The sequence below is a fragment of the Halomonas sp. genome, assembly GCF_052095765.1.
Lineage (GTDB): Bacteria > Pseudomonadota > Gammaproteobacteria > Pseudomonadales > Halomonadaceae > Halomonas.
Map to the genome: position 1 here is coordinate 1 of NZ_JBQDJZ010000037.1, position 24,285 is coordinate 24,285.

A 24,285-nucleotide genomic window follows, 5' to 3' on the forward strand; every position below is an offset into this window, starting at 1 on the left:
AATTACCTGCGAGTTCCGAGACAATAAGGCCCTATTCATGCTGTCCTATTTCGGTGACTTGCTAAATGTGGCAGATATTGAGGTGTCTGCCTATGACTTGGACAAGATGCCGCTATTAGAGCAGGAGTTAGCCATGATAACGGGTATCATTCAGCAACTAAAACTTGACTCACTCGCTGCAAGAAATGTCGCAAGTGCAAGTTTTTCCGAAGAATAATAGCAAGCTGTTATTCTCCCGCGGCAACTTCAGAAAAGAGCTCGCGAGTAGGCACTAAACAGGTCATTACCTTGCCGGCAGAAACGGACAGCTCTTCCGTTGCCAATTGGGTAATGCCCTGATGCTTGATGTTCTGTAACGCCAGTCATGACGTATGTAACCGACTGGGCAACAGCCGGTTTCATACGCTGAAAAACAACTCACAGTGCTGAAACCGGCAAGTAGTATCGCTACCTCATAAAGGCAGGGTTTACGCACAATGTTTTCTTGTTGTAATGACCACGTAGTGCTCCTTAACTCCGGCAGGCCTTCTCACGAATACTGAGAAATCACCCCCAAAGCACTGCGATGACTGATGATCTGAAAATGCAGTGCCACAGCCAGCTAATCCATCTTGGTTTGTGTGCAACATGTTCACCAACTGCTTTAGGCTGCCACATCGCTGAGCTTGCAAAACCAGCTGCATCAGGTATCAGTGATTGAGCACTGTTGCAGGGCAAGATCAAACCTAGCTAGCCCAGTCAGCAAAGACGGCGAAGCCCAGCTGCTACTCACCACCCGAGTGATAATTTCTGTTTGTCCATCGTGTGACGCACACCTGCCATATATTGACTTCTACTGTCACCTTGGGTCATTGTTACACGAGAAAGAGGTCCGTAAGCTTCTGCTTTAAAAGACAGCAAAAGGTGAATTGATTCGCGAGACAGAGGTTGCAGGCTCGAGCTCTGCGACTCCGGCCAATATTTTTAGTACGTTAGCTAAAACTCCTATTGACTCTCTTCAGCCATATTAAACAGTCACACTAGATAAAAATTAAATCTATTTATTTTAAACTTCGCTAAACAGTAAACGACACATTAAATAAAACCAATACAACTTCTGGTCTCTGTATGAATGAGCGTCAGGCAGGCCCTCTTGGCCAGGTCAGTGATTTCGATATACGCATGCTGCGGGTTTTCAAAGCAGTCGTAGAGTGCGGTGGTTTTACTGCCGCCGAGGACACCCTAGGCATCAGCCGCTCAGCAATCAGCTTACATATGAACGACCTAGAGCGGCGTTTAGGACTCAGGCTTTGCCAACGTGGCCGCGGCGGGTTCTCGTTGACCGAGGAAGGAAGGCAGGTATTTGACGCAGGGCTGACGCTACTGGCGTCACTTGAAACATTTCGCACCGAAGTCAACGGGCTGCACCACACCTTGCGCGGCGAGCTTAATATCGGCATCAGTGACAGCCTGGTCAGCATGCCGGAGCTGCACATCACCAACAGCCTGTCCGAGCTCAAGACACAGGGCCCTGCCGTACGCATAAACATCGCCATGGAGGTGGCGGACAGCGTCATTCGGGGAGTCTCTGATGGCCGCCTGCATGTCGGCGTTGTGCCACAGGTAAGCTTACCCACAAGCTTGTCTGTCAAAGAGCTTTATGACGAAACATCTCAGCTCTATTGCGCCGACACACACCCGCTGTATTCAGAAAAATCAGGCATGAAAATGGACGAGCTGATGGCGTATGACGCTGTAGTCCCGAATTATCCTTTGTCTGAGTCGGGCCGCAATGCGAACGCTTTCCTGAAGGATTCGGCATCAGCGGCTGATCGTGAAGGCGCTGCTTTTCTGATACTGACTGGTCAATATATCGGCTATCTACCCAACCACCTGGCTGCTCCTTGGGTATCCGCGGGACGGCTCAAGGCCATTTCACCTGAACGCTATTTTTACCAGACGGCCTTTGTCACCGTGACTCGTCGCGACCGACGACCGCACCGAGTGCTGGAGGCATTTCTGAGTCTGCTGGGGAAAAGAAGCTGACTCACCAAACTTCCGTTTTTAACGCCAACGCTTCCCCTGATATATATAAAAGCACCTTGCTATCAAGCCAAGGTGCTGCACTTATTACTTGAATCCAGGCCTGGAATCCACAGGCTGTCTTCCTGCCTTGACTCAATATCACATCAGATAATAGCCCCCATTAACTCCGTCAATCAGCAGCTCAAGCTCGCCATGCTGATCATGGCTTCCAAAAACCCGCCACAGCGGCTTTCGCACTAACTGAGAGCTAACAAGAGCAAGGCCACTTGAACTGCGACGCTTGAGACGATGACGGCGCACCTGCATGACATGCTGGCGCGCCTTGCGCTCAAGCAGCTCCATCTCCAGCGCGGCATCGGGCAGCAGCGGCGAGGGCAGCGCGTCGCCGAACTCAATGCCCTCCAGCGTAGTGCTTACTCCTTGGCAGCGGTCCACCAGGCAGCCCATGCGCTCGCGGCGGTGCTGGCCCCAGCGGCGCACTTCCCAACAGTACTCCAGCAACAGGTACGGAAAACCCACCGCGACAACCGAATGGACCTCAAGCCCCGATACAACACCGACGGCCCTGCGCTCCACCGACTCCCGAGGAAGCCGGGCCTTCAGCCAGGCTTCCTCAGCACCAAGGTCATGCCGCACAGTGGCTTCTTGCATCAGACTGGCACACTCACTCATAGCGTACGCGCCCAGACTGGGGCTGGGATTTGAGCACCAGCGCTTCATGAGCCATCTCAAACGCCTGCTGGGATTTCAGTGAGCGCGGCAGTGGGCGCAGCTCAGCCGTCTCTTCCATCGCAAAAACTATGTGCTCAGGCACTGGATGGCTGGCTTGGGTCAGCAGACTGGCCACTACCATCGCGACACTCGACAGCCCCACGCCAGCCAGCATTGGGTGGACCCCGCTCACCGCATCCAGCGACAAGTACTGCCAAAAGAAAGCCGTCAGACTCCCGACTATCATCGAAGTCAGCGCCCCCGGCGTGTTGGCCTTGCGCCACCACACCGCAGCTACATAGCTTGGCAAAAAAGCACTGCCCAGCACTGACGTGGTAAACACCACAATCGCAAAGACACCCGGAGGCTCAAACAGCGCAACAACGCCACAGACAACACCCAGGATCAACACGATCAGCTGCGACACCCGAACCATCTGCTTCTCTTTCATATTGGGGTTAATAAAGCGCTCGTAGAGATCCCGAGCCGCGATACTGCCCGTTTGCAGCAGAATGGAATCAGCGGTAGACATGATTGCCGCCATGATCGCTGCCATCACGATACCGACCACAGCCGCCGGCAAAAGGTTGTGGGCTAACAGGAAAATCGCCTGCTCGGGATCTTCAAGATTGGGAAGCACAAGAATAGCCAAGGTGCCAAGGATATAAGGCGAGCTGACAAACACCAGATTCCACAGCGTGGAATACACCCCGGCACGACGCGCGTGGAAAGGATTACGCATCGCCATGTGGCGAGTGACCACATGCGGCCAACCCATATAACCAATAGAAAAGATCAGCAGGGCACCCAGCACGATTCCCCACTGGTTTTCATAGACCAGGTCACGCCCCCAGATGGAAAGCAGTGTAGGGTCAAGCTCGGCAAGCGCTTGGTTAGCCGCAGTTAAACCACCCACCTCGTTCAGCGTAGCCACCAGGATCCACACGATCCCGACAACCATGATAAAACTCTGAACAACATCGGTATACGCCACGGCGCCATAACCACCCATCAGGGTGTAGCCAAGAATGACCGCGATGGCAATGGCCAGCGACAGCTCATAGGACAGGCCAGTGACCAGCTCAAGCCCCTTGCCACCAGCGATGAACTGCGCCAGCACATAAGCACCCAGCAAAAACACCGAAAGCCCGGCAGCAATAAGCCGAACCCACTTGCTGGGATAGCGCTTTTCCAAATACTCGATCGATGTCAAGGCTCCCATGATCTGAGACAGTTTGCGCATACGCCGCCCCAGTACCGAAAGGTTGACGACGCCTCCACCGATATCGCCGCCGGCATACCAGAAACCGTAATAGCCCTGGGTATAGCCCAGCGAACCGGCACCCAAGAACATATAGCCGCTCATCGAGGTGGACTGCATCGTCAAGGCAGTAACCAAGGGGCCAACATTACGACCACCAAGATAATAGCCTTCCATGCTACTGGCTCCGCCTCGCCGCATCGAGACAACCCCCACCGCGAGCATGGCCAGGAAATAAAGGCCGAGAAAAAGAAGTACCGTCGTATTCATACCTGCTCTCCAGCGTTACGAATTATTATTGTCGCGTCTGTAAAATAAGCGTCGGCTAGCGCTCTGCATTGCGCTTCAGACCTGGCCAATTTTTAGTAACCCAGAGAAAGCCCAGGGTGTAGAGCACCCACATCACAGGCACACCGATCACTAACCAGGTAGTGGACACAGGAAGTCCGAACATTGTTGTCTCCTTCTTGTTGGGATTTTTTCGGAATCTGTCGGTAATACTTTTGGCATACAGCTGGTTCTAACAGCCGGCTTATATAGATAGGTCCATATAGATAGGCCGGCTGTCTTCAGCAAATACAGATACACAGTCAAACCGGATCAGGACGGGAAGGAGAATTCCGCGTGGCTGGTCTCGAAGCTGGACGGCCAGCGCTGGGAGATCGCCTTGCGCCGGGTGTAGAAACGCACCGCGTCCGGGCCGTAGGCGTGTAAATCACCGAACAGTGAACGCTTCCATCCGCCGAAGCTGTGGTAGGCCACCGGCACCGGCAGCGGCACGTTGATGCCGACCATGCCAACTTCAATCTGGTCAGCGAAGCGTCGTGCCGCCTCACCGTCACGGGTAAACAGGCAGGTGCCGTTGCCGTATTCGTGGGCGTTGGTCAGGGCGATGGCTTCATCCAGACTGTCGACGCGCACCACGCACAGCACGGGCCCGAAGATCTCTTCCTGATAGATGCGCATTTCCGGGGTCACCTGATCAAACAGGCAGCCGCCGACGAAGAAACCGTCCTCGTGGCCGGCGACCTTGAGATTGCGACCGTCGGCAACCAGCTTGGCACCAGCGGCTACGCCGTCTTCGATATAGCCAAGCACCTTGTCGCGATGCTCCGCGGTGACCAGGGCGCCCATGTCCAACCCTTTCTCGGTGCCGGGGCCGATCTTCAGCTCGGCGATCTTGGGCTGCATGGCTGCGATCAGTCGATCAGCGGCGTCATCTCCCACGCATACCGCCACAGAGATCGCCATGCAACGCTCGCCGGCGCTGCCGTAGGCAGCCCCCATCAAGGTGTTGGCGGCGTTGTCGATATCGGCATCCGGCAGGACGATGGCGTGGTTCTTGGCACCACCCAGCGCCTGTACCCGCTTGCCAGCGGCACTGCCGCGAGAGTAGATGGCCTCGGCGATGGGCGTCGAGCCGACGAAGGACACCGCCTTGACGGCAGGCGTATCCAGCAGCGCTTCGACGGTTTCGCGGCCGCCCTGCACGACGTTCATTACACCATTGGGCAGGCCTGCTTCGGCCAGCAGTTCGGCCACCGCCAGCGCCGCGGTGGGGTCTTTCTCCGAGGGCTTGAGAATAAAGGTGTTGCCGCAGGCAATCGCCATGGGATACATCCACAGCGGCACCATCGCCGGGAAGTTGAACGGCGTGATGCCCGCGACGACACCCAGCGGCTGGAAGTTCGACCAGGCATCGATTCCGGGCCCAGTATTGTGTGAGTACTCCCCCTTGAGCAGCTCCGGCACGCCGCAGGCATACTCGACGTTCTCGATGCCGCGCTTGAGCTCGCCCATGGCGTCTTCCACGGTCTTGCCGTGCTCTTCGCTGACCAGCTGAACCAAACGCTCGCTGTGCTCTTCCAGCAACTGCTTGAAGCGATACATCACCTGAGCGCGCTTGGCCGGCGGTGTATCATGCCAGGCCGGAAACGCGGCCTCGGCGGCAGCAACGGCACGCGCCACCGTCTCGGCGTTACCGTCCGCAACTTCGCGAATGGTTTCACCGGTGGATGGATTACTGACCGGCAGACTACTCGCTTCACTGAGGTGTTCGCCGTTGATCCAGTGAGTGGTCTGTTGCATGGAGGTGCTCCTTGGTTTTATTGGTTGTTTGAAAACAATGACATGATGGGCTGTTAACGTATCAGGCCAGGTGATCCAGCACGCCGGCGACCGCATCGAACATCCGCTCGAGCTCCTGCTCGGTGGTGCCGAAGGGAGGGCCAAACTGCAAGGTATCGCCGCCATAGCGCACGTAGAAGCCGGCCTCCCATAGCGCCATGTGCGCATCGCGGGGGCGAATGGTCGGATCGCCGTCACGCGGCGTCAGCTGGATGGCACCGGCCAGCCCGTAGTTGCGGATATCAACGACGTGTTGGCGCCCCTTCAGGGCGTGCAGACGGTCCTCGAAGGCTGGGGCAATAGCGCGCACCTGGGCCGGGAAGTCTTCGCGCTCGAACAGGTCCAGCGCCGCCAAGCCCGCCGCACAGGCCACCGGGTGGCCACTGTAGGTGTAGCCGTGGGTGAACTCCACTGCATGACGCGGGCCACCGCCGGCCATGAAGGTGTCGTAGATATCACCGTTGGCGACCACCGCTCCCATGGGCACCGCGCCATTCGTCAGCTGCTTGGCGATGGTTAACAGGTCTGGCGTCACGCCAAAGGCTTCGGAGCCGGTACGCGCACCGCAGCGACCGAAAGCGGTGATCACCTCGTCGAAGATCAGCAGAATGTCGTTAGCGGTGCAAATCTCGCGCAGCCGCTGCAGATAGCCCTGGGGAGGCACAATAACGCCGGCAGAGCCCGACATCGGCTCAACAATGACGGCAGCGATGGTCGAGGCATCGTGCAGCGCAATTTGCTCCAGCAGCGCATCGGCAAGATCCACTCCGGTCTCGGCCTGGCCGCGGGTAAAGCATTGGTCGGCCTGCAGGGTGTGGGGCAGATGGCTGGCGTCGAACAGCTCACCGTAGTGCTTGCGGTTACCGCCGATGCCGCCAACGCTGGTGCCACCGAGGTTGACGCCGTGATAGCCCTTGGCGCGGCCGATCATGCGCACTTTCTCGGCACGCCCCTTGATCCGCCAATAGGCCTTGACCATTTTAATAGCGGTGTCGGCAGACTCTGAACCGGAGTCGGTGAAAAAGACGTGATCGAGGCCCTCCGGCATGATGCTGGCAACTTTCTCGGCCAGCTCGAAGGCCAGCGGGTGAGCCACCTGGAAGCCCGGTGCGAAATCCAGGCTGCCGAGCTGCTTGGCCACCGCCTGCTGGATTTCCGTGCGATTGTGCCCCGCACCGCTGGTCCACAGGCCCGAGAGCGAGTCGAACAGCCGGCGCCCTTGATCATCAATAAAGTAGCGCCCTTCTGCGCCGCAGATCAGCCGCGGGTTATCGCGGAAATCCCGGTTGGCACTGAACGGCATCCAGAAATGGTCGTTGATTACCCCGGGTGATGTCTTGGTTTCATCGCGGAGGCTGTCGGCGGGCAGATGAGTGGTCAACATGGCATTGCTCCCCTTAACGTCTCATTGGCGTTGTTGTGTCAATACGTTGTGGCTATGACTGCAGCATGACCCCGCCATCAGTTTGGTAAAACATCAACCTTCTTTACTAAACGTGAGAGAAACCACACGTATTGATTTGACACCCGGTTAAGTGCGGCGGCTACAGCGGGGCGCCTGACGGCGCCATTCGCGGCACAAGCGCCGCTCCCACGAAGGGCAAAGCCACACGATGAAACCGTCGCTCAGCGGCGGTTACATCCCGATCTTTACTCTTCCAGCGCCTGCCTCACGAACTCGGCCATGGCACGCGCCCCCGGTGACAGGCTGCGCCCGGCCAGCTGGAGCAGGCCGATCTCCCGTTCAACCCTGGGTTCACTGAGCGGGATGAACCTCAGCCGTTCGTATTCTTCGGGAAAGGCCAGCTTCGGCAGCGTGGTCACGCCCAGGCCCGCTACCAACATGGCGGTCAGCGATATCATGTTGGAGATATAGAAGGTGTGGTGCTCGAGCAGTGCTGCGGCATCGGTGCCCTGAAGCAATCGTGAGGTGCCGTTGCCAATCAGGCTTTCCTGCATCAGCTCTTTCCAGTGGACACTCTGCCGGCCTGCAAACGGATGGTCATCGCGGCACACCACGCCCAACGCATCACGCATCAGCGGGGTAAACCCCAACGCCGCATCACCTTCCCACAGGCTGGTCAGGCCTAAATCCACCTCACCGGCCAATACCTGCTCGCGCACATAATCGGCGTTACCGTCGTGCAGGCTGACCCGGATGCCGGGATAGTGCGCCACGAAATCGGCCAGCAGCCGGGGCATCAGTCGGCTGGCCACCGAGGGCACCGCAGCCATGTCCAGATGTCCCGCCTCTCTTGCCACCTGCGCCACCAGTTCGCGGCTGAGTCGGTCGTGCTGGGTGATCAGCTCGCGAAAACGCGGCACGCAGTACTCACCGAAGGGCGTCAGGGTGGCCTGGTTGCCACGCTCAAACAGCGCTTCGCCCAAGCGACTTTCCAGCTCACGAATGGCCATGGACAACGCCGGCTGGGTGCGATGCACCTGACGAGCAGCGGCATGAAAGCCGCCCTGATCAACCACCGCCAGCACATAGCGCAGTGGGGTAATCTTCAATTCAGGCAGCATTGCTCCTCTCCCCCGTTCAGTCCGCGTATTGATCCTGTCAAACGGCGCGGATTGGTATTCAGCCCGCACGCGGTAAGAATAACTTATCGCTCAGTATTTATTATTGATTATCTTTATATTGGAGGCTCACCTAGTCTTACGGCATCGTCACTTTGGAGGTCGTTATGTCACACCCAGATTCCCAGTCTCATTCTCGTACTCAAGTGCATGCGCTTTTCATCAACGGTCAGTGGGTCGAAGGCGAAAGCCAGATCGAAAACCGCAACCCGTCCGATACAAGCGACGTGGTAGGCCACTATGCACAAGCGAGTGTCGCCCAGGTCGGCGAGGCCATTACCGCCGCCAGAAAAGGCCAGAAAGAATGGGCCAAGACCGGCCTTGAGCACCGCTACGGCGTGCTGATGGCGATTGGTGATGAGCTGATCGCACGCAAGGCCGAGCTCGGTGAGCTGCTGGCCCGCGAAGAAGGCAAGACCTTAGCCGAAGGCGTGGGTGAAGTGCACCGTTCAGGCCAGTTCTTCCACTACTACGCAGCCGAAGTGCTACGCCAAATTGACGAGCGCGCCGACTCGGTACGCCCAGGCGTCGAGGTCGACATCCGCCGCGAGCCGGTGGGTGTCGTCGGCATCATCAGCCCGTGGAACTTCCCCATGGCCACGGCGGTATGGAAGATCGCACCAGCGCTGGCTTTCGGCAATGCCGTGGTGTTCAAGCCCGCCAACCTGGTGCCAGCCAGTGCCTGGGCGCTAACCGAAATCATCAGCCGCCAGGACATGCCCGCCGGTACCTATAACCTGATCATGGGCTCTGGCGGCGCAATTGGCGATTCGCTGATCTCAAGCCCCGACATCCATGCACTGTCATTTACCGGATCGCTGGAAGTGGGCCGCCGCGTAGCCGCTGCCACCGCCGCCAACCTGGTCAAGTGCCAGCTCGAGATGGGCTCCAAGAACGCCCTGATCGTAGCCGACGACGCCGACCTGGACCTGGCCGTGGAAGCCGCCTTCAACGGCGCTTACTCCGGCACCGGCCAGAAGTGCACCGCTTCGTCACGGCTGATCGTTACCGAGAAAGTCCACGACGCCTTCGTTGAAAAGCTGATCAAGCGCCTGGAGCAGGTCAAGGTCGGCCATGCTTTGGAGGACGGCGTGAGTTTTGGCCCGGCCGCCGATGCCCGCCAGCTCGAATCGAACCTGGCCTGGATCGACCGCGCCCAGAAAGAAGGCGCCAAACTGGCCTTCGGCGGCGAGCGTCTGCAGCGCGACACCGAAGGTTACTTCATGGCGCCGGCATTGTTCGTCGACACTACCAACGACATGCCGATCAACCGCGAAGAAGTCTTCGGACCCATCGCTTGCGTGATCAAAGTAGCCGATGCCAACGAGGCCATCGAGGTGCTTAACGACACCCACTTCGGCCTGACCGCCGGCATCATCACCGACTCCCTGGCACTGGCTACCGAGTTCAAGGCCCGCGCCGAAACCGGCTGCGTGATGGTCAACCTGGCTACCGCCGGTACCGACTACCACGTGCCCTTTGGCGGCCGCAAGAACTCCAGTTTCGGCCCGCGTGAGCAAGGCCGCTATGCCCGCGAATTCTACACCGTGGTCAAGACCTGCTACGTCAAAGCCTAAGAGGAACCAACGCAATGTCCAACGCGATACTGACAGTCGATGGTCTGCAGTACTCCAATTGGTCGCGTGAGATCTTCGAACAGATGCGCGAGGGCGGCGTCGACGCCGTCCACGCCACGCTGGTTTACCACGAAACCATCCGCGAGACGCTACTGCGGATGGGCGAGTGGAACCGCCGCTTCGAAGAACACGCCGACCTGATCATGCCGGTACGCCAGCCCGCCGATATCCTTCACGCTCAGCAACAGGGGCGCATCGGGATTTTCCTGGGCGCGCAGAACTGCTCGCCCATTGAAGACGATATCGACATGGTCGAGATCATGCGCGACCTGGGTCTGCTGATCATGCAGCTCACCTATAACAACCAGAGCCTGCTGGCCTGCGGCTGCTACGAGGCCGTAGACAGCGGTATTACCCGCTTCGGGCGTCAGGTGATCCGCGAGATGAACCGCGTCGGCATGGTCATCGACATGTCTCACAGCGGCGAGCGCTCGACCCTGGAGGCCATCGAGCTGTCCAGCCGCCCGGTGATCATCTCGCATGCCAACCCAGCGAGCTTTCATCCAGCCAAGCGCAACAAGTCGGACAAGGTGCTCAAGGCCATCGCCGAGTGTGACGGACTACTGGGCTTCTCGGCCTACCCGTTCCACCTGAAAAACGGCCCGGACTGCACCCTGGCCGAGTACTGCGAAATGATCGCCCGCACCGCCGACCTGATGGGCGTGGAGCACCTGGGCATGGGCACCGATCTGTGCCAGAACCAGCCGACATCAGTGCTTGACTGGATGCGCAACGGCCGCTGGTCGAAGGATATGGACTACGGCGAAGGCAGCGCCTCCAACGCCGGTTGGCCCGCACCGCTGCCCTGGCTGCGCGATAGTCGCGACTTCCCCAACCTGATTACCGGCCTGCGTGAGGTCGGCTTCAGCGAGAGCGAAGTGGCCGGAATCATGGGGCAGAACTGGGTGGCTCTGCTGGAGCGCTCCGCCACACCACAACAGCAGGCCAGCCAGGTTGCCTGAACAGAAATATGCAGCAGCTACAACACCAGGTATAGAGAGCTGAGGCATGAAATAACCACAATAACGGCCTCTATCTAAAAGGGGCCTACGCCAGAGGTCACTCTGATGACGTCAACCAAGACCAACACCAATACCACCGAAACGGTGCAGCCTAAAGGCCAGCACCGCTTCGGTGACCCTGTCGTGCTCATCCTGAGCATCGGCTTCATTCTGCTGTTCGTGGGCCTGTCGCTATATGACATCAGTGGCGTCGCCGGTGCCATCGCTACGGGCTTCGCCTGGACAGCCAAAACACTCGGCGCCTACTTCCAGCTGTTGCTGCTGCTGACGTTTTTGGTTGCCATCGGCCTAACCTGTACGCCCATGGCCAGCGCGCGTATCGGCAACACCCGCACGCCAGAGCTATCCACCTTCAAGTGGGTGTCGATCATCATGTGCACCCTGCTGGCGGGCGGCGGGGTGTTCTTCGCCGCTGGTGAGCCGATCTACCACTTCGTGGTGACGCCACCGTCGTTCAACACCGAAGCGGCAACCGTGGATGCCATCGCCCCGGCCCTGGCCCAGTCGTTCATGCACTGGGGCTTTCTGGCCTGGGCAGTGCTGGGTAGCCTGACGTCCATCGTGCTGGCCCATGCCCACTACGATAAAGGCCAGCCACTGCAGCCGCGCACCCTGCTCTATCCGGTGTTCGGCGAGCGCATCATGAGCGGCACCTTTGGTGGCGTGGTCGATGCCTTATGCGTTATCGCCGTGGTCGCCGGCACCGTAGGCCCTATCGGCTTTCTCGCCACCCAGGTGAGCTTCGGGCTGCATGAGCTGCTGGGCTTCGCCAATACCTATACTACCCAGCTGATCATTCTGGTTGTCCTCGGTACCATTTACGTCACCTCGGCAGTGACCGGCATCGACAAAGGCATCCAGGTACTGAGCCGTCTCAATGTGTTCCTGGCGCTAGGCATCGCGGCAGTGATTTTCCTGTTCGGCCCAACACTGTTCCTGGTCAATGCCTTTACCCAGGGCTTTGGTGAATACCTGACCAACTTCTTCGTCATGTCGACCATGACCGCCCAAAGCGCGCCAGACTGGTGGATGCAGTGGTGGACGGTGTTCTTCTTCGCCTGGTTCCTCGGTTATGGCCCGTTGATGGCGATCTTCGTCGCGCGCATCTCCAAGGGTCGCACCATTCGCCAGATGATCCTGACTGTCGCCGTGCTGGCGCCCATTGCCACCACCATCTGGTTCACCCTGCTGGGCGGCTCGGGCATCTTCTACCAGTTCACTGGGATCATCGACCTGACCGAAGCACTGAACAACTTCCAGTTCGACGTGGCAACGCTCACCGTAGCCCAAGCGCTTCCCGGTGGCACCTTCATGGCACTGGCGATCCTGCTGTTGACCACTATCTTCGTCGCCACCACCGGCGACTCGATGAGCTATGCGATTGCCGTGGTGGTGGCCGGCCACGACCAGCCAAACCCGCTGATCCGTGCCTTCTGGGGCATCACCATGTCACTGATGGCGGCTATCCTGCTGTATATGGGCGCTGGACAGATCAGTGCTCTGCAGCAGTTCATCGTCATTACCGCCATTCCGGTGTCGCTGGTGATTCTGCCGTCACTGTGGACCGGCCCGCAGGCCGCTATCGCTATGGCTCGTGCTCAGGGGCTGATCTCGCGAGACCTCCGACCAATTGCGGTTCAACCGTCTGAATCAACACCGCCGGCCCCGTCCCAGGAGCTTTGACATGATCGATCGCGTTTCTCCGCTTGAGGAAACCCTGCGCCTGCGCGCACCGGAGCGTGTCATGGACCTGGAGCGCCTGGGCAGCCTGCATCCCAGCCGCCTGAGCTTTGTGCGCAGTCTGATTCGCCAGATGGCGCGCCAGCGCTGGCAGGTCAGTGCGACGCGTTTCGATCTGGATGACGCCGGCCACGGCACGGCCATCTATCGCCTACAGACGCCGCGCGGCCGCTATCACGGAGTGATCTTCTCCCAACCGCTGCCCGATGAGGCACGCTCAGACCGTGTGATTGCCGAGGCCTGGGACGTCACCTTCGGCGTGGTCGAAGGTGACGTGGATGACGAACTGCTGGAGCAGATGGCCGCCAACGTACCGCTGCAGGAAGCCGGACGCCAGCACCCGCGCCTGCTGGTGCTGTCCCGGGCCAACCGCAGCCTGCGCAACTTCGCTGCATTCACTGAGGCGCTCAGCGCCGGCCGCCAGCCCGATCCGGCCTGGCTGACCAAGGTCGGCTACCTGTATCGCACCACCGCGGTTTACGGCAACGGCAAGTTCGGCATCGCCGACTTCGACCGGCTGCGCGACAATCCGGACTTCCAGCGTCCTTTCTCGGCCCAGATGCTGGCGGTCTATCTGCTGCGCCATTTCTCCATCGAGCAGATCGAGCACATCGCGCGCCGTCAGGCACCCGACACTGCCATCGGCATGGCCACAGAGCTGAAGCGTTATCTGGGCATCGGCAACTCCACTGGGCTTGGCATGGCACCGTTTTTGATCAACCACCCGCAGCTGATCGAGCAGTGGATCGAGAGCCGCGAGCAGGCGCTGGCCCAGATCAGCGCCCAACAGCCGGAAGAAGAAGAGCGTAACGCACTGATTGCGTTGGTCAATCGCGCTCAGCGTCACCTAGAGCAGACCGTCACGGAGGATGAGGAGCAGAGCGCGCGCAACACCGAAACCGCAGCGGCGCTGCCCGAGGTGCGCGCCTGGCTGGAACAGGTGCCGCTGACGTTCGACCTGTGGCAGGAGCTGACCGAGTGGAGCTATCGCGCCCTATCACTGGAAGCCCAAGAGTTGATCAATACCCTGCTGCTGGAAATCTACCCGGACATCGTCGAGCCGTTTGAAGACCGCATGGGCGTGGACGAGCGCCTTGAGCTGACGCCCGAAATGCCACTGGTGCGTCTCAAGCAGTTGATCGAAACCCACTACGACTGGGCGCTGTCCTACAACTTTGATGATCCCGACAACCGTTACTGGTTCTGGTATCGCTCCGTCGAAAAAGAAGAGCCGCGGCTGGGCGTGCGCGACGTTGAACCCGGTGCGGATCGCGAGCTCAAGCTGGCCATCGCGCCACGGGTAGCCGACACCCACCGTGTCATCGCCGAATATCTCAGCACTCATCCGCGCGCCACGGTGGTGGATTTTCTGATCCAACATTCGCGCCACAAGGACATTGTGCGGCGCATCCAGACCATGGCCGAAACGCCCTTTGGCGAGATTCGCGCCAACCTCTGGGCCCGCGACATGAAGCCCATGCACCTGCTGCGCACCAAGCTGTCGTTCTTCGGCGCCAGCCGCTTCGATCCCAAGTCAGATCGCTGGGTGCGTATCACCCTGTTCCAGGGCGCGCCGCTGGTCGAAGAGCTCAACGCCGAGCCCGAAGACCTGCGTGATTTTGACGACTGGGGCTTCCCGCTGGAGCCATCTTTGGAGGCATTACAGCACCCCTCACCCACAAGCATGGAGGCGTTACACACCACGAACACCAGAGGAGTCAGGACATGAAGGTTTCCTACAACGAACTACAAGGACTCTGCCGCAAGGCCTTTCTGGGCATGGGCTTTGAAGACGGCGACGCCAGCGATGCCGCCGACATGGTGGCCTGGATGCAGCTGCATGAGCTGGACGGCCTGGAAGCCCTCAACCGCGGCCTGGACTATCTGCTGGCTGAGCAGCTAACAGAAGAGCGGGCACCGGTACTGCTTTACAGCGACGACGACCTTGCTGTGCTCGACGGCCAAGGCTACAGCGTGCTCAGAAGTTCAACCCTGGCCCTGGAGTTGGGCTTCGCCAAGGCCCGTGCCCGCGGCCTGGCAGTCATCAAGATCCGTCGCTGTCACAACCGCCAACTGATCATGGGTTATCTAGCCCGCATCGCCGGGCGCGGCATGAACGTCACCGCCTTCTGGCGTAACGCCCAGGCACCCGAAGGCGAAGGCAACGGCCAGCCCCCGCTGACCGAACAGGTCGTCGGTTTTCGCGCCAACAGTTCAGTGCCCGAGATCCGCGTCTACGCAGTCACCCAAGTGCCCGAGGAAAACGAACCCAACGACGGCATCACTCTGGTGTTTGCCAACCACGTCAATCTACAGCCTTCGATGCGCTCCGAATTCAACTACGACCTGCTGGCCCGCCACGAGGAATCGACTCTACTAGCCAGCCGTGAACGCGCCATGTTCGACGGCATCAGTATTGACGATGCGGTATGGAATAAACTGAAAGAGCTGGCCATGCGAATTCTGGTCGAGTCCACCGACGCCTCACGCGGCGGCGCCGGCGCTGGCACTACCGATAACGATTGAGCGACAGCCACACGCAGTAGTTTTCGTGGAAACGATGTTTACCTCATGAAACCACCGCACAGCGTCGGCGAGTGACCTCCATCAGTCTTCTTCTGCGCGCTGGTCCCGCACCTTGCGCGCTTTGTTGCGCCGATAATGACTCACCAGGGCGATGCCCAGCGCAAAAAACACCATGGCCGCCAGAGTGACGGCCTGCCAGGGGCGTGCGTTATCGCCCATCAGGGTTTCCAGCGTGATGATGATGATAAAACCCAGCGCCTGACTGGCGATTGCCAGCGCGCGCAGGGTATCAAACGACGCTTTTGCCATACCGGCTCCCGTCCCTGTTTTCTCAACATGACTGTTTGCAACGTGACAGCTTGATCCACCAGCACTAGGCTTCAAGTTCACGCTTGAAGACCACGCATAAGAATCAGCAATGCGCCCAGTGTAACCGAACCACTGCGGCGCTTCCGCCGGATATCAGGAGTGTTGCTCGCCATGGATGCTGTTGCCTTTGGCATGGTGCTGGTTCCGCTGCCGCGCCTGTATGCGCTGCTCGTTGGCCTTTGCCTGCTGGGCACAAGCGCACTCCTGCTCGGCCTGCCGCGCCGGCAGCATATCCGCTGGTTCAGTGGGCTAATTCTGGTATGGCTGATCAGTGCGCGCCTCGGCCATCTGGCGTTGAACCTGGGCAGTTACACGACCAGCCCAGTGGATACACTGCGTGTTTGGCTGCCCGGCTTTGACGGTACGGCTGGCCTGCTGGGTGCGCTGCTATGGAGCGCCTGGATTTTGCGCGACCGGCTCGGTGCGCTGATCGGTGCCGCTGGACTGTGCATCACGGCTTCGCTGATGTGGCTGATGCTGGCGCACCTGGCGCCCTTTTCCAACCACATGACACTGCGCCAACTGCCCGAGCTTAGCCTGACCAATCTTGAGGGAGACAGCGTGATGCTCAGCGAGCTGCAGAATCAGCACCTGATCGTCAATCTGTGGGCTAGCTGGTGCCCACCCTGCCGGCGCGAAATGCCGCTGCTGGCTGAGGTGGATGCCCGTAATGACGTCACCGTCGTGATAATCAATCAAGGCGAAGACTTACTGCCGGTGGTGCGCTATCTGGACAGTGAGCGACTTGAATTCCACCATGCACTGCTTGATCCGCGCCAACACATGACGGTCGAAAGCGCTGCGCCGGGCCTGCCCACGACGCTGCTGTTCAACAGCCACGGACACGTCACAAACCGACACGTCGGCGAACTAAGCCGCTCGACCCTCAACGCCTGGCTGACCTCCCCCCTGAGAGAAAAATGAACAAACCATGACACATCCCGCCCCAAGGGCTTAAGGCTCGTCACGCTTTACTGTAAGATACCGCGCCCTGCCGCCGGCGTGTCGCGTATCGCCAGCGGCGCAAGACCGAATGACAATTACCCACTGAGGCATCATGAGCGACTTCTCTCCCGGTCAGCGCTGGATCAGCGATGGCGAGGCCGAACTTGGTCTGGGTACGATTCTCAGCTGCGACAAGCGCAGCGTTACGGTGCTGTTTGGCGCCAGTCAGGAAACCCGCATCTACAGTGCCCAGCGCGCCCCGCTGACCCGCGTTACGTTCAGCAGCGGTGATCAGATCCAGGCCGCCGAGGGCTGGCAGATGCGAGTTGATGACAGCAAGGAAATCGACGGGCTGATTCTCTATATTGGTGTAAATGCCCACGGCGAGCCCTGTGAGCTACCCGAGGCGAGGCTGGCGGACAACATGCGCTTCGACCAGGCCCGTGACCGCCTGCTGACCGGCCAGGTCGACCGTAACGACTGGTTCGAGCTGCGCTTTCACACCCTGCACCACTACCATCGCACCGAGCAGAATCCGGCCATGGGCCTGGCTGGTCCGAAGATTGACCTGATTCCCCATCAGCTGTATATCGCCGATGAAGTATCGCGCCGCCATGCGCCCCGCGTGCTGCTGGCCGATGAGGTTGGCCTGGGCAAGACCATCGAAGCCGGTCTGATCCTGCACCGGCTGCTGCTCTCGGGCCGCGCCAAACGCGCGCTGATTCTGGTGCCAGATAGCCTCACACATCAGTGGCTAGTAGAACTGCTACGCCGCTTCGCGCTGGAAGTCACCCTGCTCGATGAGCAACAGAGCCTGGCCCAAGCCGGTGAGAACCCCTTCGACAGCGGCCAACTGGTGCTGGCAAGCCAGGACTGGCTGTTCGCCAACCCGCATCGCCAGCAGCAGGCCGAAGACTGCCACTGGGACCTGATGATCGTTGATGAAGCGCACCATCTGGAGTGGTCCGACGACGAGGCTGGCGCCGGCTATGCCTGTATCGAACGGCTCAGTGCTAGAGTACCCGGCCTGTTGCTGTTGACCGCCACCCCGGAACAGATGGGCCAGCAGAGCCATTTCGCCCGCCTGCGTCTGCTCGACCCGGACCGCTACCACAGCTTCAGCGAGTTCCAGGAAGAAGAGCGCCACTACACCGAGGTGGCTACCGCCATCGATGCGCTGGAGCGCTTGCCCGGCGCCGCTGAAGACCGTGACCTGGTGGCCGCCATCATCGATGACCCGGATAGCCAGGCCCTGCTGGCCGTGCTGACCAATCCCGAAGGCGACGACGCGCAGCAAGCCTCGGCGCGCCTGCAGCTTCGCGAACAACTGCTGGACCGCCACGGCACCGGCCGGGTGATGTTCCGCAACAGTCGCCGCCATGTAGGCGGTTTCCCCGAACGCCGCCTGAATGTCAGCACCCTGGCACTACCCCCGGCTTACCGCCGCGAATTGCGCCGCGTAGCCCGTGACGAAGACCATCTCGATGACCTGCTGATCCGCACCGGCCTCGACCATCCCGACATGCTGATCTATCTCGATGACATGTATCGGGCGCTGACCGACGAACCGCTGAATACCGAGCCCTGGTGGAAGATTGACCCACGCGTCAGCTGGCTGCTGGAGAAGCTCACTGAGCTTGGGAACGACACATCTGGCAATAACAAAGTACTGGTCATCGCCCACCAGCGCGAGACAGCGCTGGGCCTGGCTGAAGGGCTCCGGGTGCTGGGCGGCATACATGCACCGGTGTTCCATGAAGGACTGTCGCTGATAGAACGCGACCGTGCCGCGGCTGCCTTTGCCGATGACGAAGACGGCTGCCAGGTGCTGGTGTGCTCCGAAATCGGTTCGGAAGGCCGTAACTTCCAGTTCTGCCATCACATGGTGATGTTCGACCTGCCGCTGCACCCGGACCAGCTGGAACAGCGCATCGGCCGACTGGATCGCATCGGCCAACGCCATACCATCGAGATTCATGTACCGGTGTTTGAACACAGCCCTGGCGAACAGCTGCTGCGCTGGTACCAGCATGGCCTAGAAGCCTTCGGCGCGCCCCACGGCTTGGGTAGCGAGCTATTCGAGGCCTTCGGTGATGAGCTGGCCGAATCATTGCTCGACCCCGAAAGCATGAACGAGATCATCGACACGACCCGTGCGCTATTCGACAGCCGCCTGGCCCAGCGCGATGCCGGGCACAGCCGGCTGCTAGAGCTGAATGCCTGCCGTCATGACCGGGCCGAAGCCACTATTGATGCCATTCGCGAACTGGATGCCGACAGCGCGCTACCGGGCTATCTGGAGCGAGCCATGGATATTTTCGGTGTAGACACCCGCGAACTTGGCGGCGGCCTGATGCACCTCAAGCCCAGCGGGCAGATGCTTGATGGCCTGCCTGGCCTGGCCAAGGGTGAAGATGGCTTTACCGCGACCTTTTCGCGCAGCCGCGCCCTGGCCCGGGACGATATTCAGCGGTTATCGTGGGAGCATCCACTGGTGCGCGAGATGATGGGGCGTATTCTTGACGGCAGCATGGGTAACACGGCGCTGGCACTGCTCAAGCATCCAGCCATTCCCGGCGGCCGACTGATGGCAGAGATGGTCTTCCGCACCCATTGTCCGGCGCCCAGGCAGCTGCATCTCAACCGCTTTCTGCCACCTACCGCAGTGCGGGTGCTACTCGATGCTTCGGGTGCCAATCTTACCAGCAAGGTGTCGTTCAACGGCCTGTCTAAGCACCTGCAAAAGGTCAAAAAGTCCCAGGCCCGCGAGCTGATCAGGCATCACCAAGACAGCCTGCGCCAGCTGATCACACAGTCGGAGGCCGAAGCCGAGCGCGAGCTGCCAACCATTGTCGAAGCCGCCCAGGTACGCATGCGAGCCAGCCTGGACGGCGAACTGAGCCGCCTTGAAGCACTAGCACGCAAGAACCCCGCAGTGCGTGATGACGAGCTCAAAGCCCTGCACGAAGAGCGCAAGGCACTGGATCAGGCCATCGAAGCTACCCAGCTGCGGCTTGATGCCATCCGCCTTATCGTTACTGTTAATCAGGATTATAAGTAACGCGGGGAAGGAAAAAACGCTAAGCCAGAAGAAGAGGAACAAGCAGGAAAAAACAGCCCACCGGGATTCAGTTCACCTTGTTATGCAAGTGTGCTGTGCCGGTGGGCTGTTTTTATGCTCCGCTTTTATATTAAGTAGCAGCGAAAAAAGCATGCTTAAAGAATGTCTTCCAGCGCTTCCTCCAGCGTGGAATAGCGAAACGCAAAGCCTGCCTCCTGAAAGCGCTTGGGCAGCATTTTGGCGCCGCCCAATAGCAGTGCTGACATCTCACCCAATCCGACTTTCAGCGCCGTCGCTGGCATCGGCAACAGTGCCGGTTTACCCAGCTGTTTAGCCAGCGCGCGAGTAAAGGCGGCGTTGGTCACCGGGTGGGGCGCACTGCCGTTGAAGGGGCCTTCCAGATCACCGCGGTTGACCAGCGTCAGGATCATCTCAATCAGATCAAAGCGATGCACCCAGGGCATATACTGTCGACCGTCACCGATCCGTCCGCCCAGCCCCAGCTTGAAGGGCGGCAGCATCTTGGCCAGCATGCCACCATCTGCTTCCAACACCAGCCCCAGGCGCAGAATGGCTACGCGAGTGCCAAACTGCGCGGCCTGCATGGCCGCCGCTTCCCAGTCACGACACAAGCGGTGCGCAAACTCATCGTGGGGCGGCGTGTCTTCGTTGACATCGCGCTCCCCCTGATCGCCGTAGTAGCCCATGGCTGAGGCCGACACAAGCACCCGCGGGGCCTGGCCTCGAATAGAGTGAAGCTGCTCACACAGCGCCACCACGTCCCGGGTTGTTTCGAGCCGCGAGTCCAGCAGCTCTTTCTTGCGCGACTCGCTCCAACGGCCGGAGGCAATGGACTCACCGGCCAGGTTGACAATGGCCTCCGGCGGCAAATCAACAAAGTCGCTGGCCCAACGGCGTACCTCAGTGCCCTCGGGCAAACGCTCCTGCACCTTGTTCGGGTGACGTGAAGTCACCAGTACCCGGTGGCCGTCTTCATGCAGACGTTGACACAGGGCCTGCCCAACGAAGCCACTGCCGCCAGTGATCAAAATGCGCATGCCACCTCCTGTGTCCTCAGACGTTATGCAGCGATTATATACCTCTGCTAGTGTAGCGTTGAATGGCCTTACCCCACAGGGCGACATGCCCCCCAAGCTCGCCAGAGACGAAGGACTCTTTCTATGACCCGCGCCCTGATCCTGCTGGCCCACGGCTCCAGCGATGCCAACTGGCGCGCGCCTTTCGAAGCGCTGGAAACTGCACTCAAAAAACGCCTAGGTACACCGTTGGCGCTGGCCTACATGGAAATCAGCGAGCCGTCACTTGAGACCACGGCTGCCACACTGGTAGAGCAAGGCATCAGGCATGCTGATATCCTGCCGCTGTTTTTTGCCGCTGGCCGCCATCTACGCAAGGATGTCCCGGCCCAGGTCGCGGCGCTTAACGCAGCCCTGAGCACCAGCGACACTGGCCTTGAGCTGACGCTGTTGCCGCCGGTTGGCCAGCACCCTGCCTTTATTGAAGCATTAGCAGCAGTCATTACAGAGCAGGCCAGCCACAACAACGGGCGATAAGCGCAGCGAGCTTCTTCTGTCGGAAGACTGCGGTGCACGAAGCATTTCGAAAATGTCGAATCTCACCTGGAGCCCGCCATGAGTGTCAACCTGATGTGGTTTCGCAGCGACCTTCGCCTGCACGATAACCGCGCCCTGGAAGCTGCAGCGCGGCACGGGCCTGTGGTAGCCGTCTATCTGCGCAGCCTGCCCCACTGGCAGCGCCATGGCCACGGTGCCAACCAGCTCGACTTTCGTGCCCGCAGTGTAGCCGAGCTCAAACAGGCGCTGGAAGAGCGCAACATCCCGCTACTGTATCGCGACATCAACGATTTCGCCGAGACAGCGGACGCGTTGCTGGCCATCGCCAGGGAGACCGGTGCCAGCGCCCTGCATTTCAACCATGAATACCCATTGGATGAAAAGCAGCGCGACCGGGCCGTGGTTGAAGCCTTTAAGGCGGCTGACCTCGCAGTGGCCGGGCACCACGATGCCATCGCCTTCGCCCCGGGCGAGCTGCTGACCGGCAAGGGCGATTTCTATAGCGTGTTCACGCCGTTCTCCAAAGCCTGGCATCGCCAGCTAAGCGCAGAACGCCTCGCCCTGAGCGACGCGCCGACCGCACAGAAGCGGCTTTCTATCACCAGCGACCCACTGCCAGACCCCGCCGACATCACCAAGGCGACGAATAATACCGCTGTCGCCAGTGACCTATGGCCCGCTGGGGAGGACGCGGCTGCGGACCGCTTAGCGCGCTTCCTGCGCTTCCGTGGGCGACGTTACGCGCAGCAGCGCGATTACCCGATGACGGCTGGCACCAGCGAGCTATCGCCCTATCTGGCGCTGGGCATGATCTCGCATCGCCAGTGCCTGCAGGCGGTGCTGGGCGAAAACGATGGCACCCTGGCCGAGGGCGATGCCGGCCTGGTGGCCTGGGTCAACGAGCTGGTGTGGCGTGAGTTCTATCGTCATGTAGCCGCCGGTTTTCCGCGGGTGTGCCGCCACCGTGCCTTTCAGGTGGATACCGAAGCACTGGCTTGGCGTGACGACGAGGCAGGCTTCGCTGCGTGGTGCGAGGGACGTACCGGCTACCCGATTGTCGATGCGGCCATGCGCCAGCTGGTCACTACCGGCTGGATGCATAACCGCCTGCGTATGGTCACCGCGATGTTTCTGACCAAGCATCTGCTGATTGACTGGCGCCAGGGAGAGGCTTTTTTCATGCGCCACCTGGTGGACGGCGAATTCTGCGCCAACAACGGCGGCTGGCAGTGGGCCGCGTCTACCGGCACCGATGCTGCCCCCTACTTTCGTATCTTCAACCCTACCACCCAGTCCCTGCGCTTCGACGCCGACGGCGAGTTCATTGCCAAATGGCTGCCTGAGCTGGCTGAGCTGCCCGCCAAGCAGCGCCACGCACCACCGATGGATATGTTCAGTAGCGTCGACTATCCCGCGCCCATCGTCGAGCACAAGGCCGCCCGGCTGCGCGCACTGGATGCCTTCAAGCGCCTGTCGAGCTCCTCCTAATCCTCGGCTGTTCCTGTCGAAGCGGACAATAGATATTGACAGCCATGCAGCCTCCTAACATCATGATCTGCTTGGGGCTCGACGTGCATTCCCGCATTATGGGCATTAAACTATGTCGATGACTGTGCCAATGACTGCAGGAAAGACTAGGCAAACGCATGAGCTTTCATGGCCCACGAGGCCTATCCTATTCTCGACACTCGGAATGACTCAGTGACCAAGCAACACTCTTTTGAGCGCGAAGAACTGCTGGCATGCAGCCGCGGCGAGCTGTTCGGCCCTGGCAATGCCCAGTTACCCGCCCCCAACATGCTGATGCTCGACCGCATCACCCACATTCATGAAGAAGGTGGGGAATACGGCAAGGGCGTGCTGATCGCCGAGCTGGATATCCACCCTGACCTGTGGTTTTTCGACTGCCACTTCCCGGGCGATCCCGTAATGCCTGGCTGCCTAGGGCTTGATGCCATGTGGCAGCTGGTAGGTTTCTATCTTGGCTGGCTTGGTCACCCAGGCCGCGGACGCGCGCTTGGCTGCGGCGATGTCAAGTTTTCCGGCCAGATAATGCCGGATGCCAAAAAAGTGACCTACCACATCAACATCAAACGCATTATTACCCGACGTTTGATTCTGGGTATGGCCGACGGCACCGTATCTGTCGATGGCCGAGACATCTATCAGGCCAACGACCTGCGGGTCGGCCTGTTCACCTCCACTGCGAACTTCTGATCAGGAGGCTCCCATGCGACGAGTGGTAGTCACCGGCCTTGGCATTGTTTCCTGCCTGGGCAACGACGCAACTCAGGTTCTCGAGGCGCTGCGCCATGGCCGCTCGGGTATTCGTTTCAAGAGTGAGTACGCCGAACGCGGCTTACGTAGTCATGTCGCCGGAACGGTGGACATTGACCTCGAATCGCTAATTGACCGCAAATTGCTCCGTTTCATGGGCGATGCGGCGGCCTACGCCTACATATCCATGGCTCAGGCTGTCGAGGATGCGGGGCTTTCGCCTGAGCAGGTATCTAACGAGCGCACTGGTCTAATCGCTGGCTCTGGCGGTGCATCAAGCGCCAACCAGGTTGAGGCGGCTGATGTCCTGCGGGACAGAGGCTTACGTCGTGTGGGGCCCTATCGGGTCACCCGCACCATGAGCAGCACGGTCTCTGCCTGCCTGGCCACCCCATTTAAGATAAAG

At 59.8% G+C, this 24,285-nt stretch carries 20 protein-coding genes and 1 pseudogene; 13 read left to right on the forward strand and 8 right to left on the reverse strand.

Translation table 11 applies throughout. The annotated features are described in order from the left end of the window. A pseudogene (locus ACTH3D_RS06630) lies at positions 1-217 on the forward strand (DUF3137 domain-containing protein); the annotation flags it as partial. An 890-nt stretch (positions 218-1,107) separates the two neighbouring features. Then, complete coding sequence (locus ACTH3D_RS06635) at positions 1,108-2,025, forward strand: LysR family transcriptional regulator (RefSeq protein WP_441666280.1); 918 nt, start codon at positions 1,108-1,110, stop codon at positions 2,023-2,025. Between the two features lie 138 nt (positions 2,026-2,163). Here ACTH3D_RS06635 and ACTH3D_RS06640 read toward each other — a convergent pair whose 3' ends face one another. From ACTH3D_RS06640 to ACTH3D_RS06665, 6 genes are all read right to left on the reverse strand, one after another. Next, positions 2,164-2,697, reverse strand: a complete 534-nt coding sequence (locus tag ACTH3D_RS06640; protein WP_441666281.1) for a hypothetical protein — start codon at positions 2,695-2,697, stop codon at positions 2,164-2,166. Next, positions 2,690-4,267 (reverse strand): sodium/proline symporter, encoded by a 1,578-nt coding sequence (locus ACTH3D_RS06645; protein WP_441666282.1) that lies wholly within the window; start codon positions 4,265-4,267, stop codon positions 2,690-2,692. Before ACTH3D_RS06645 ends, ACTH3D_RS06640 begins: the two co-directional genes overlap by 8 nt. A gap of 55 nt (positions 4,268-4,322) precedes the next feature. Then, entirely contained in the window at positions 4,323-4,451 is a 129-nt protein-coding gene (locus ACTH3D_RS06650) for a hypothetical protein (RefSeq protein WP_441666283.1), read from the reverse strand. Between the two features lie 146 nt (positions 4,452-4,597). After that, the gene (locus ACTH3D_RS06655; RefSeq protein WP_441666284.1) at positions 4,598-6,085 is read right to left on the reverse strand and encodes a CoA-acylating methylmalonate-semialdehyde dehydrogenase; all 1,488 of its coding nucleotides are present in this window, start codon (positions 6,083-6,085) and stop codon (positions 4,598-4,600) included. Between the two features lie 61 nt (positions 6,086-6,146). Further along, positions 6,147-7,427: an aminotransferase class III-fold pyridoxal phosphate-dependent enzyme gene (locus ACTH3D_RS06660; RefSeq protein WP_441666298.1), complete on the reverse strand. Its 1,281-nt coding sequence runs from the start codon at positions 7,425-7,427 to the stop codon at positions 6,147-6,149. Between the two features lie 347 nt (positions 7,428-7,774). Then, positions 7,775-8,650 carry a LysR substrate-binding domain-containing protein gene (locus ACTH3D_RS06665; protein ID WP_441666285.1) on the reverse strand — a complete coding sequence of 292 codons (876 nt, stop codon included), beginning with the start codon at positions 8,648-8,650 and terminating at the stop codon, positions 7,775-7,777. A 164-nt stretch (positions 8,651-8,814) separates the two neighbouring features. On the opposite strand from ACTH3D_RS06665, the gene ACTH3D_RS06670 reads away from it, so the two are divergent. From ACTH3D_RS06670 to ACTH3D_RS06690, 5 genes are all read left to right on the forward strand, one after another. Beyond that, on the forward strand, positions 8,815-10,284 hold the full coding sequence (locus tag ACTH3D_RS06670) for an aldehyde dehydrogenase family protein (RefSeq protein WP_441666286.1): 1,470 nt from the start codon (positions 8,815-8,817) through the stop codon (positions 10,282-10,284). A 14-nt stretch (positions 10,285-10,298) separates the two neighbouring features. Continuing rightward, positions 10,299-11,306: a dipeptidase gene (locus tag ACTH3D_RS06675; protein ID WP_441666287.1), complete on the forward strand. Its 1,008-nt coding sequence runs from the start codon at positions 10,299-10,301 to the stop codon at positions 11,304-11,306. Between the two features lie 105 nt (positions 11,307-11,411). After that, entirely contained in the window at positions 11,412-13,049 is a 1,638-nt protein-coding gene (locus ACTH3D_RS06680; protein ID WP_441666288.1) for a BCCT family transporter, read from the forward strand. A gap of 1 nt (position 13,050) precedes the next feature. Beyond that, complete coding sequence (locus tag ACTH3D_RS06685; protein WP_441666289.1) at positions 13,051-14,835, forward strand: hypothetical protein; 1,785 nt, start codon at positions 13,051-13,053, stop codon at positions 14,833-14,835. Beyond that, complete coding sequence (locus tag ACTH3D_RS06690; protein WP_441666290.1) at positions 14,832-15,632, forward strand: Ldh family oxidoreductase; 801 nt, start codon at positions 14,832-14,834, stop codon at positions 15,630-15,632. Before ACTH3D_RS06685 ends, ACTH3D_RS06690 begins: the two co-directional genes overlap by 4 nt. Before the next feature lie 81 nt (positions 15,633-15,713). Here the strand turns inward: ACTH3D_RS06690 and ACTH3D_RS06695 are convergent, their stop codons facing one another. Continuing rightward, positions 15,714-15,941 (reverse strand): hypothetical protein, encoded by a 228-nt coding sequence (locus ACTH3D_RS06695; RefSeq protein WP_441666291.1) that lies wholly within the window; start codon positions 15,939-15,941, stop codon positions 15,714-15,716. A gap of 171 nt (positions 15,942-16,112) precedes the next feature. Here ACTH3D_RS06695 and ACTH3D_RS06700 point away from each other — a divergent pair, with 171 nt between their 5' ends. Both ACTH3D_RS06700 and rapA read left to right on the forward strand, forming a co-directional pair. After that, positions 16,113-16,925 (forward strand): redoxin family protein, encoded by an 813-nt coding sequence (locus ACTH3D_RS06700; protein WP_441666292.1) that lies wholly within the window; start codon positions 16,113-16,115, stop codon positions 16,923-16,925. A 133-nt stretch (positions 16,926-17,058) separates the two neighbouring features. Then, positions 17,059-20,007 carry an RNA polymerase-associated protein RapA gene (rapA, locus tag ACTH3D_RS06705; protein WP_441666293.1) on the forward strand — a complete coding sequence of 983 codons (2,949 nt, stop codon included), beginning with the start codon at positions 17,059-17,061 and terminating at the stop codon, positions 20,005-20,007. 155 nt (positions 20,008-20,162) lie between these two features. Here the strand turns inward: rapA and ACTH3D_RS06710 are convergent, their stop codons facing one another. After that, a complete protein-coding gene (locus tag ACTH3D_RS06710; RefSeq protein WP_441666294.1) occupies positions 20,163-21,065 on the reverse strand; it encodes a TIGR01777 family oxidoreductase in 903 nt (300 codons plus the stop codon). Positions 21,066-21,188: 123 nt separating this feature from the next. Between ACTH3D_RS06710 and ACTH3D_RS06715 the strand changes: the two genes are divergently transcribed. The 4 genes from ACTH3D_RS06715 to ACTH3D_RS06730 all read left to right on the forward strand — a co-directional run. Further along, entirely contained in the window at positions 21,189-21,581 is a 393-nt protein-coding gene (locus tag ACTH3D_RS06715) for a sirohydrochlorin chelatase (protein ID WP_441666295.1), read from the forward strand. 78 nt (positions 21,582-21,659) lie between these two features. Further along, positions 21,660-23,090 carry a deoxyribodipyrimidine photo-lyase gene (phrB, locus tag ACTH3D_RS06720; protein ID WP_441666296.1) on the forward strand — a complete coding sequence of 477 codons (1,431 nt, stop codon included), beginning with the start codon at positions 21,660-21,662 and terminating at the stop codon, positions 23,088-23,090. A gap of 213 nt (positions 23,091-23,303) precedes the next feature. Further along, a complete protein-coding gene (gene fabA, locus ACTH3D_RS06725; protein WP_441666299.1) occupies positions 23,304-23,819 on the forward strand; it encodes a 3-hydroxyacyl-[acyl-carrier-protein] dehydratase FabA in 516 nt (171 codons plus the stop codon). Between the two features lie 13 nt (positions 23,820-23,832). Further along, on the forward strand, positions 23,833-24,285 hold a 453-nt coding region (locus ACTH3D_RS06730; protein ID WP_441666297.1), incomplete at its 3' end, for a beta-ketoacyl synthase N-terminal-like domain-containing protein.

Bases quoted from the DNA above. Each gene is read 5' to 3' on its own strand.
- ACTH3D_RS06700 (WP_441666292.1), top strand. From the start codon at position 16,113: ATGGATGCTGTTGCCTTTGGCATGGTGCTGGTTCCGCTGCCGCGCCTG.
- ACTH3D_RS06710 (WP_441666294.1), bottom strand. From the start codon at position 21,065: ATGCGCATTTTGATCACTGGCGGCAGTGGCTTCGTTGGGCAGGCCCTG.
- ACTH3D_RS06660 (WP_441666298.1), bottom strand. From the start codon at position 7,427: ATGCCGTTCAGTGCCAACCGGGATTTCCGCGATAACCCGCGGCTGATC.
- rapA (WP_441666293.1), top strand. From the start codon at position 17,059: ATGAGCGACTTCTCTCCCGGTCAGCGCTGGATCAGCGATGGCGAGGCC.
- ACTH3D_RS06655 (WP_441666284.1), bottom strand. From the start codon at position 6,085: ATGCAACAGACCACTCACTGGATCAACGGCGAACACCTCAGTGAAGCG.
- ACTH3D_RS06665 (WP_441666285.1), bottom strand. From the start codon at position 8,650: ATGCTGCCTGAATTGAAGATTACCCCACTGCGCTATGTGCTGGCGGTG.
- ACTH3D_RS06685 (WP_441666289.1), top strand. From the start codon at position 13,051: ATGATCGATCGCGTTTCTCCGCTTGAGGAAACCCTGCGCCTGCGCGCA.
- ACTH3D_RS06650 (WP_441666283.1), bottom strand. From the start codon at position 4,451: ATGTTCGGACTTCCTGTGTCCACTACCTGGTTAGTGATCGGTGTGCCT.
- ACTH3D_RS06670 (WP_441666286.1), top strand. From the start codon at position 8,815: ATGTCACACCCAGATTCCCAGTCTCATTCTCGTACTCAAGTGCATGCG.
- ACTH3D_RS06680 (WP_441666288.1), top strand. From the start codon at position 11,412: ATGACGTCAACCAAGACCAACACCAATACCACCGAAACGGTGCAGCCT.
- ACTH3D_RS06645 (WP_441666282.1), bottom strand. From the start codon at position 4,267: ATGAATACGACGGTACTTCTTTTTCTCGGCCTTTATTTCCTGGCCATG.
- ACTH3D_RS06695 (WP_441666291.1), bottom strand. From the start codon at position 15,941: ATGGCAAAAGCGTCGTTTGATACCCTGCGCGCGCTGGCAATCGCCAGT.
- ACTH3D_RS06715 (WP_441666295.1), top strand. From the start codon at position 21,189: ATGACCCGCGCCCTGATCCTGCTGGCCCACGGCTCCAGCGATGCCAAC.
- ACTH3D_RS06640 (WP_441666281.1), bottom strand. From the start codon at position 2,697: ATGAGTGAGTGTGCCAGTCTGATGCAAGAAGCCACTGTGCGGCATGAC.
- ACTH3D_RS06675 (WP_441666287.1), top strand. From the start codon at position 10,299: ATGTCCAACGCGATACTGACAGTCGATGGTCTGCAGTACTCCAATTGG.
- ACTH3D_RS06690 (WP_441666290.1), top strand. From the start codon at position 14,832: ATGAAGGTTTCCTACAACGAACTACAAGGACTCTGCCGCAAGGCCTTT.
- ACTH3D_RS06635 (WP_441666280.1), top strand. From the start codon at position 1,108: ATGAATGAGCGTCAGGCAGGCCCTCTTGGCCAGGTCAGTGATTTCGAT.
- phrB (WP_441666296.1), top strand. From the start codon at position 21,660: ATGAGTGTCAACCTGATGTGGTTTCGCAGCGACCTTCGCCTGCACGAT.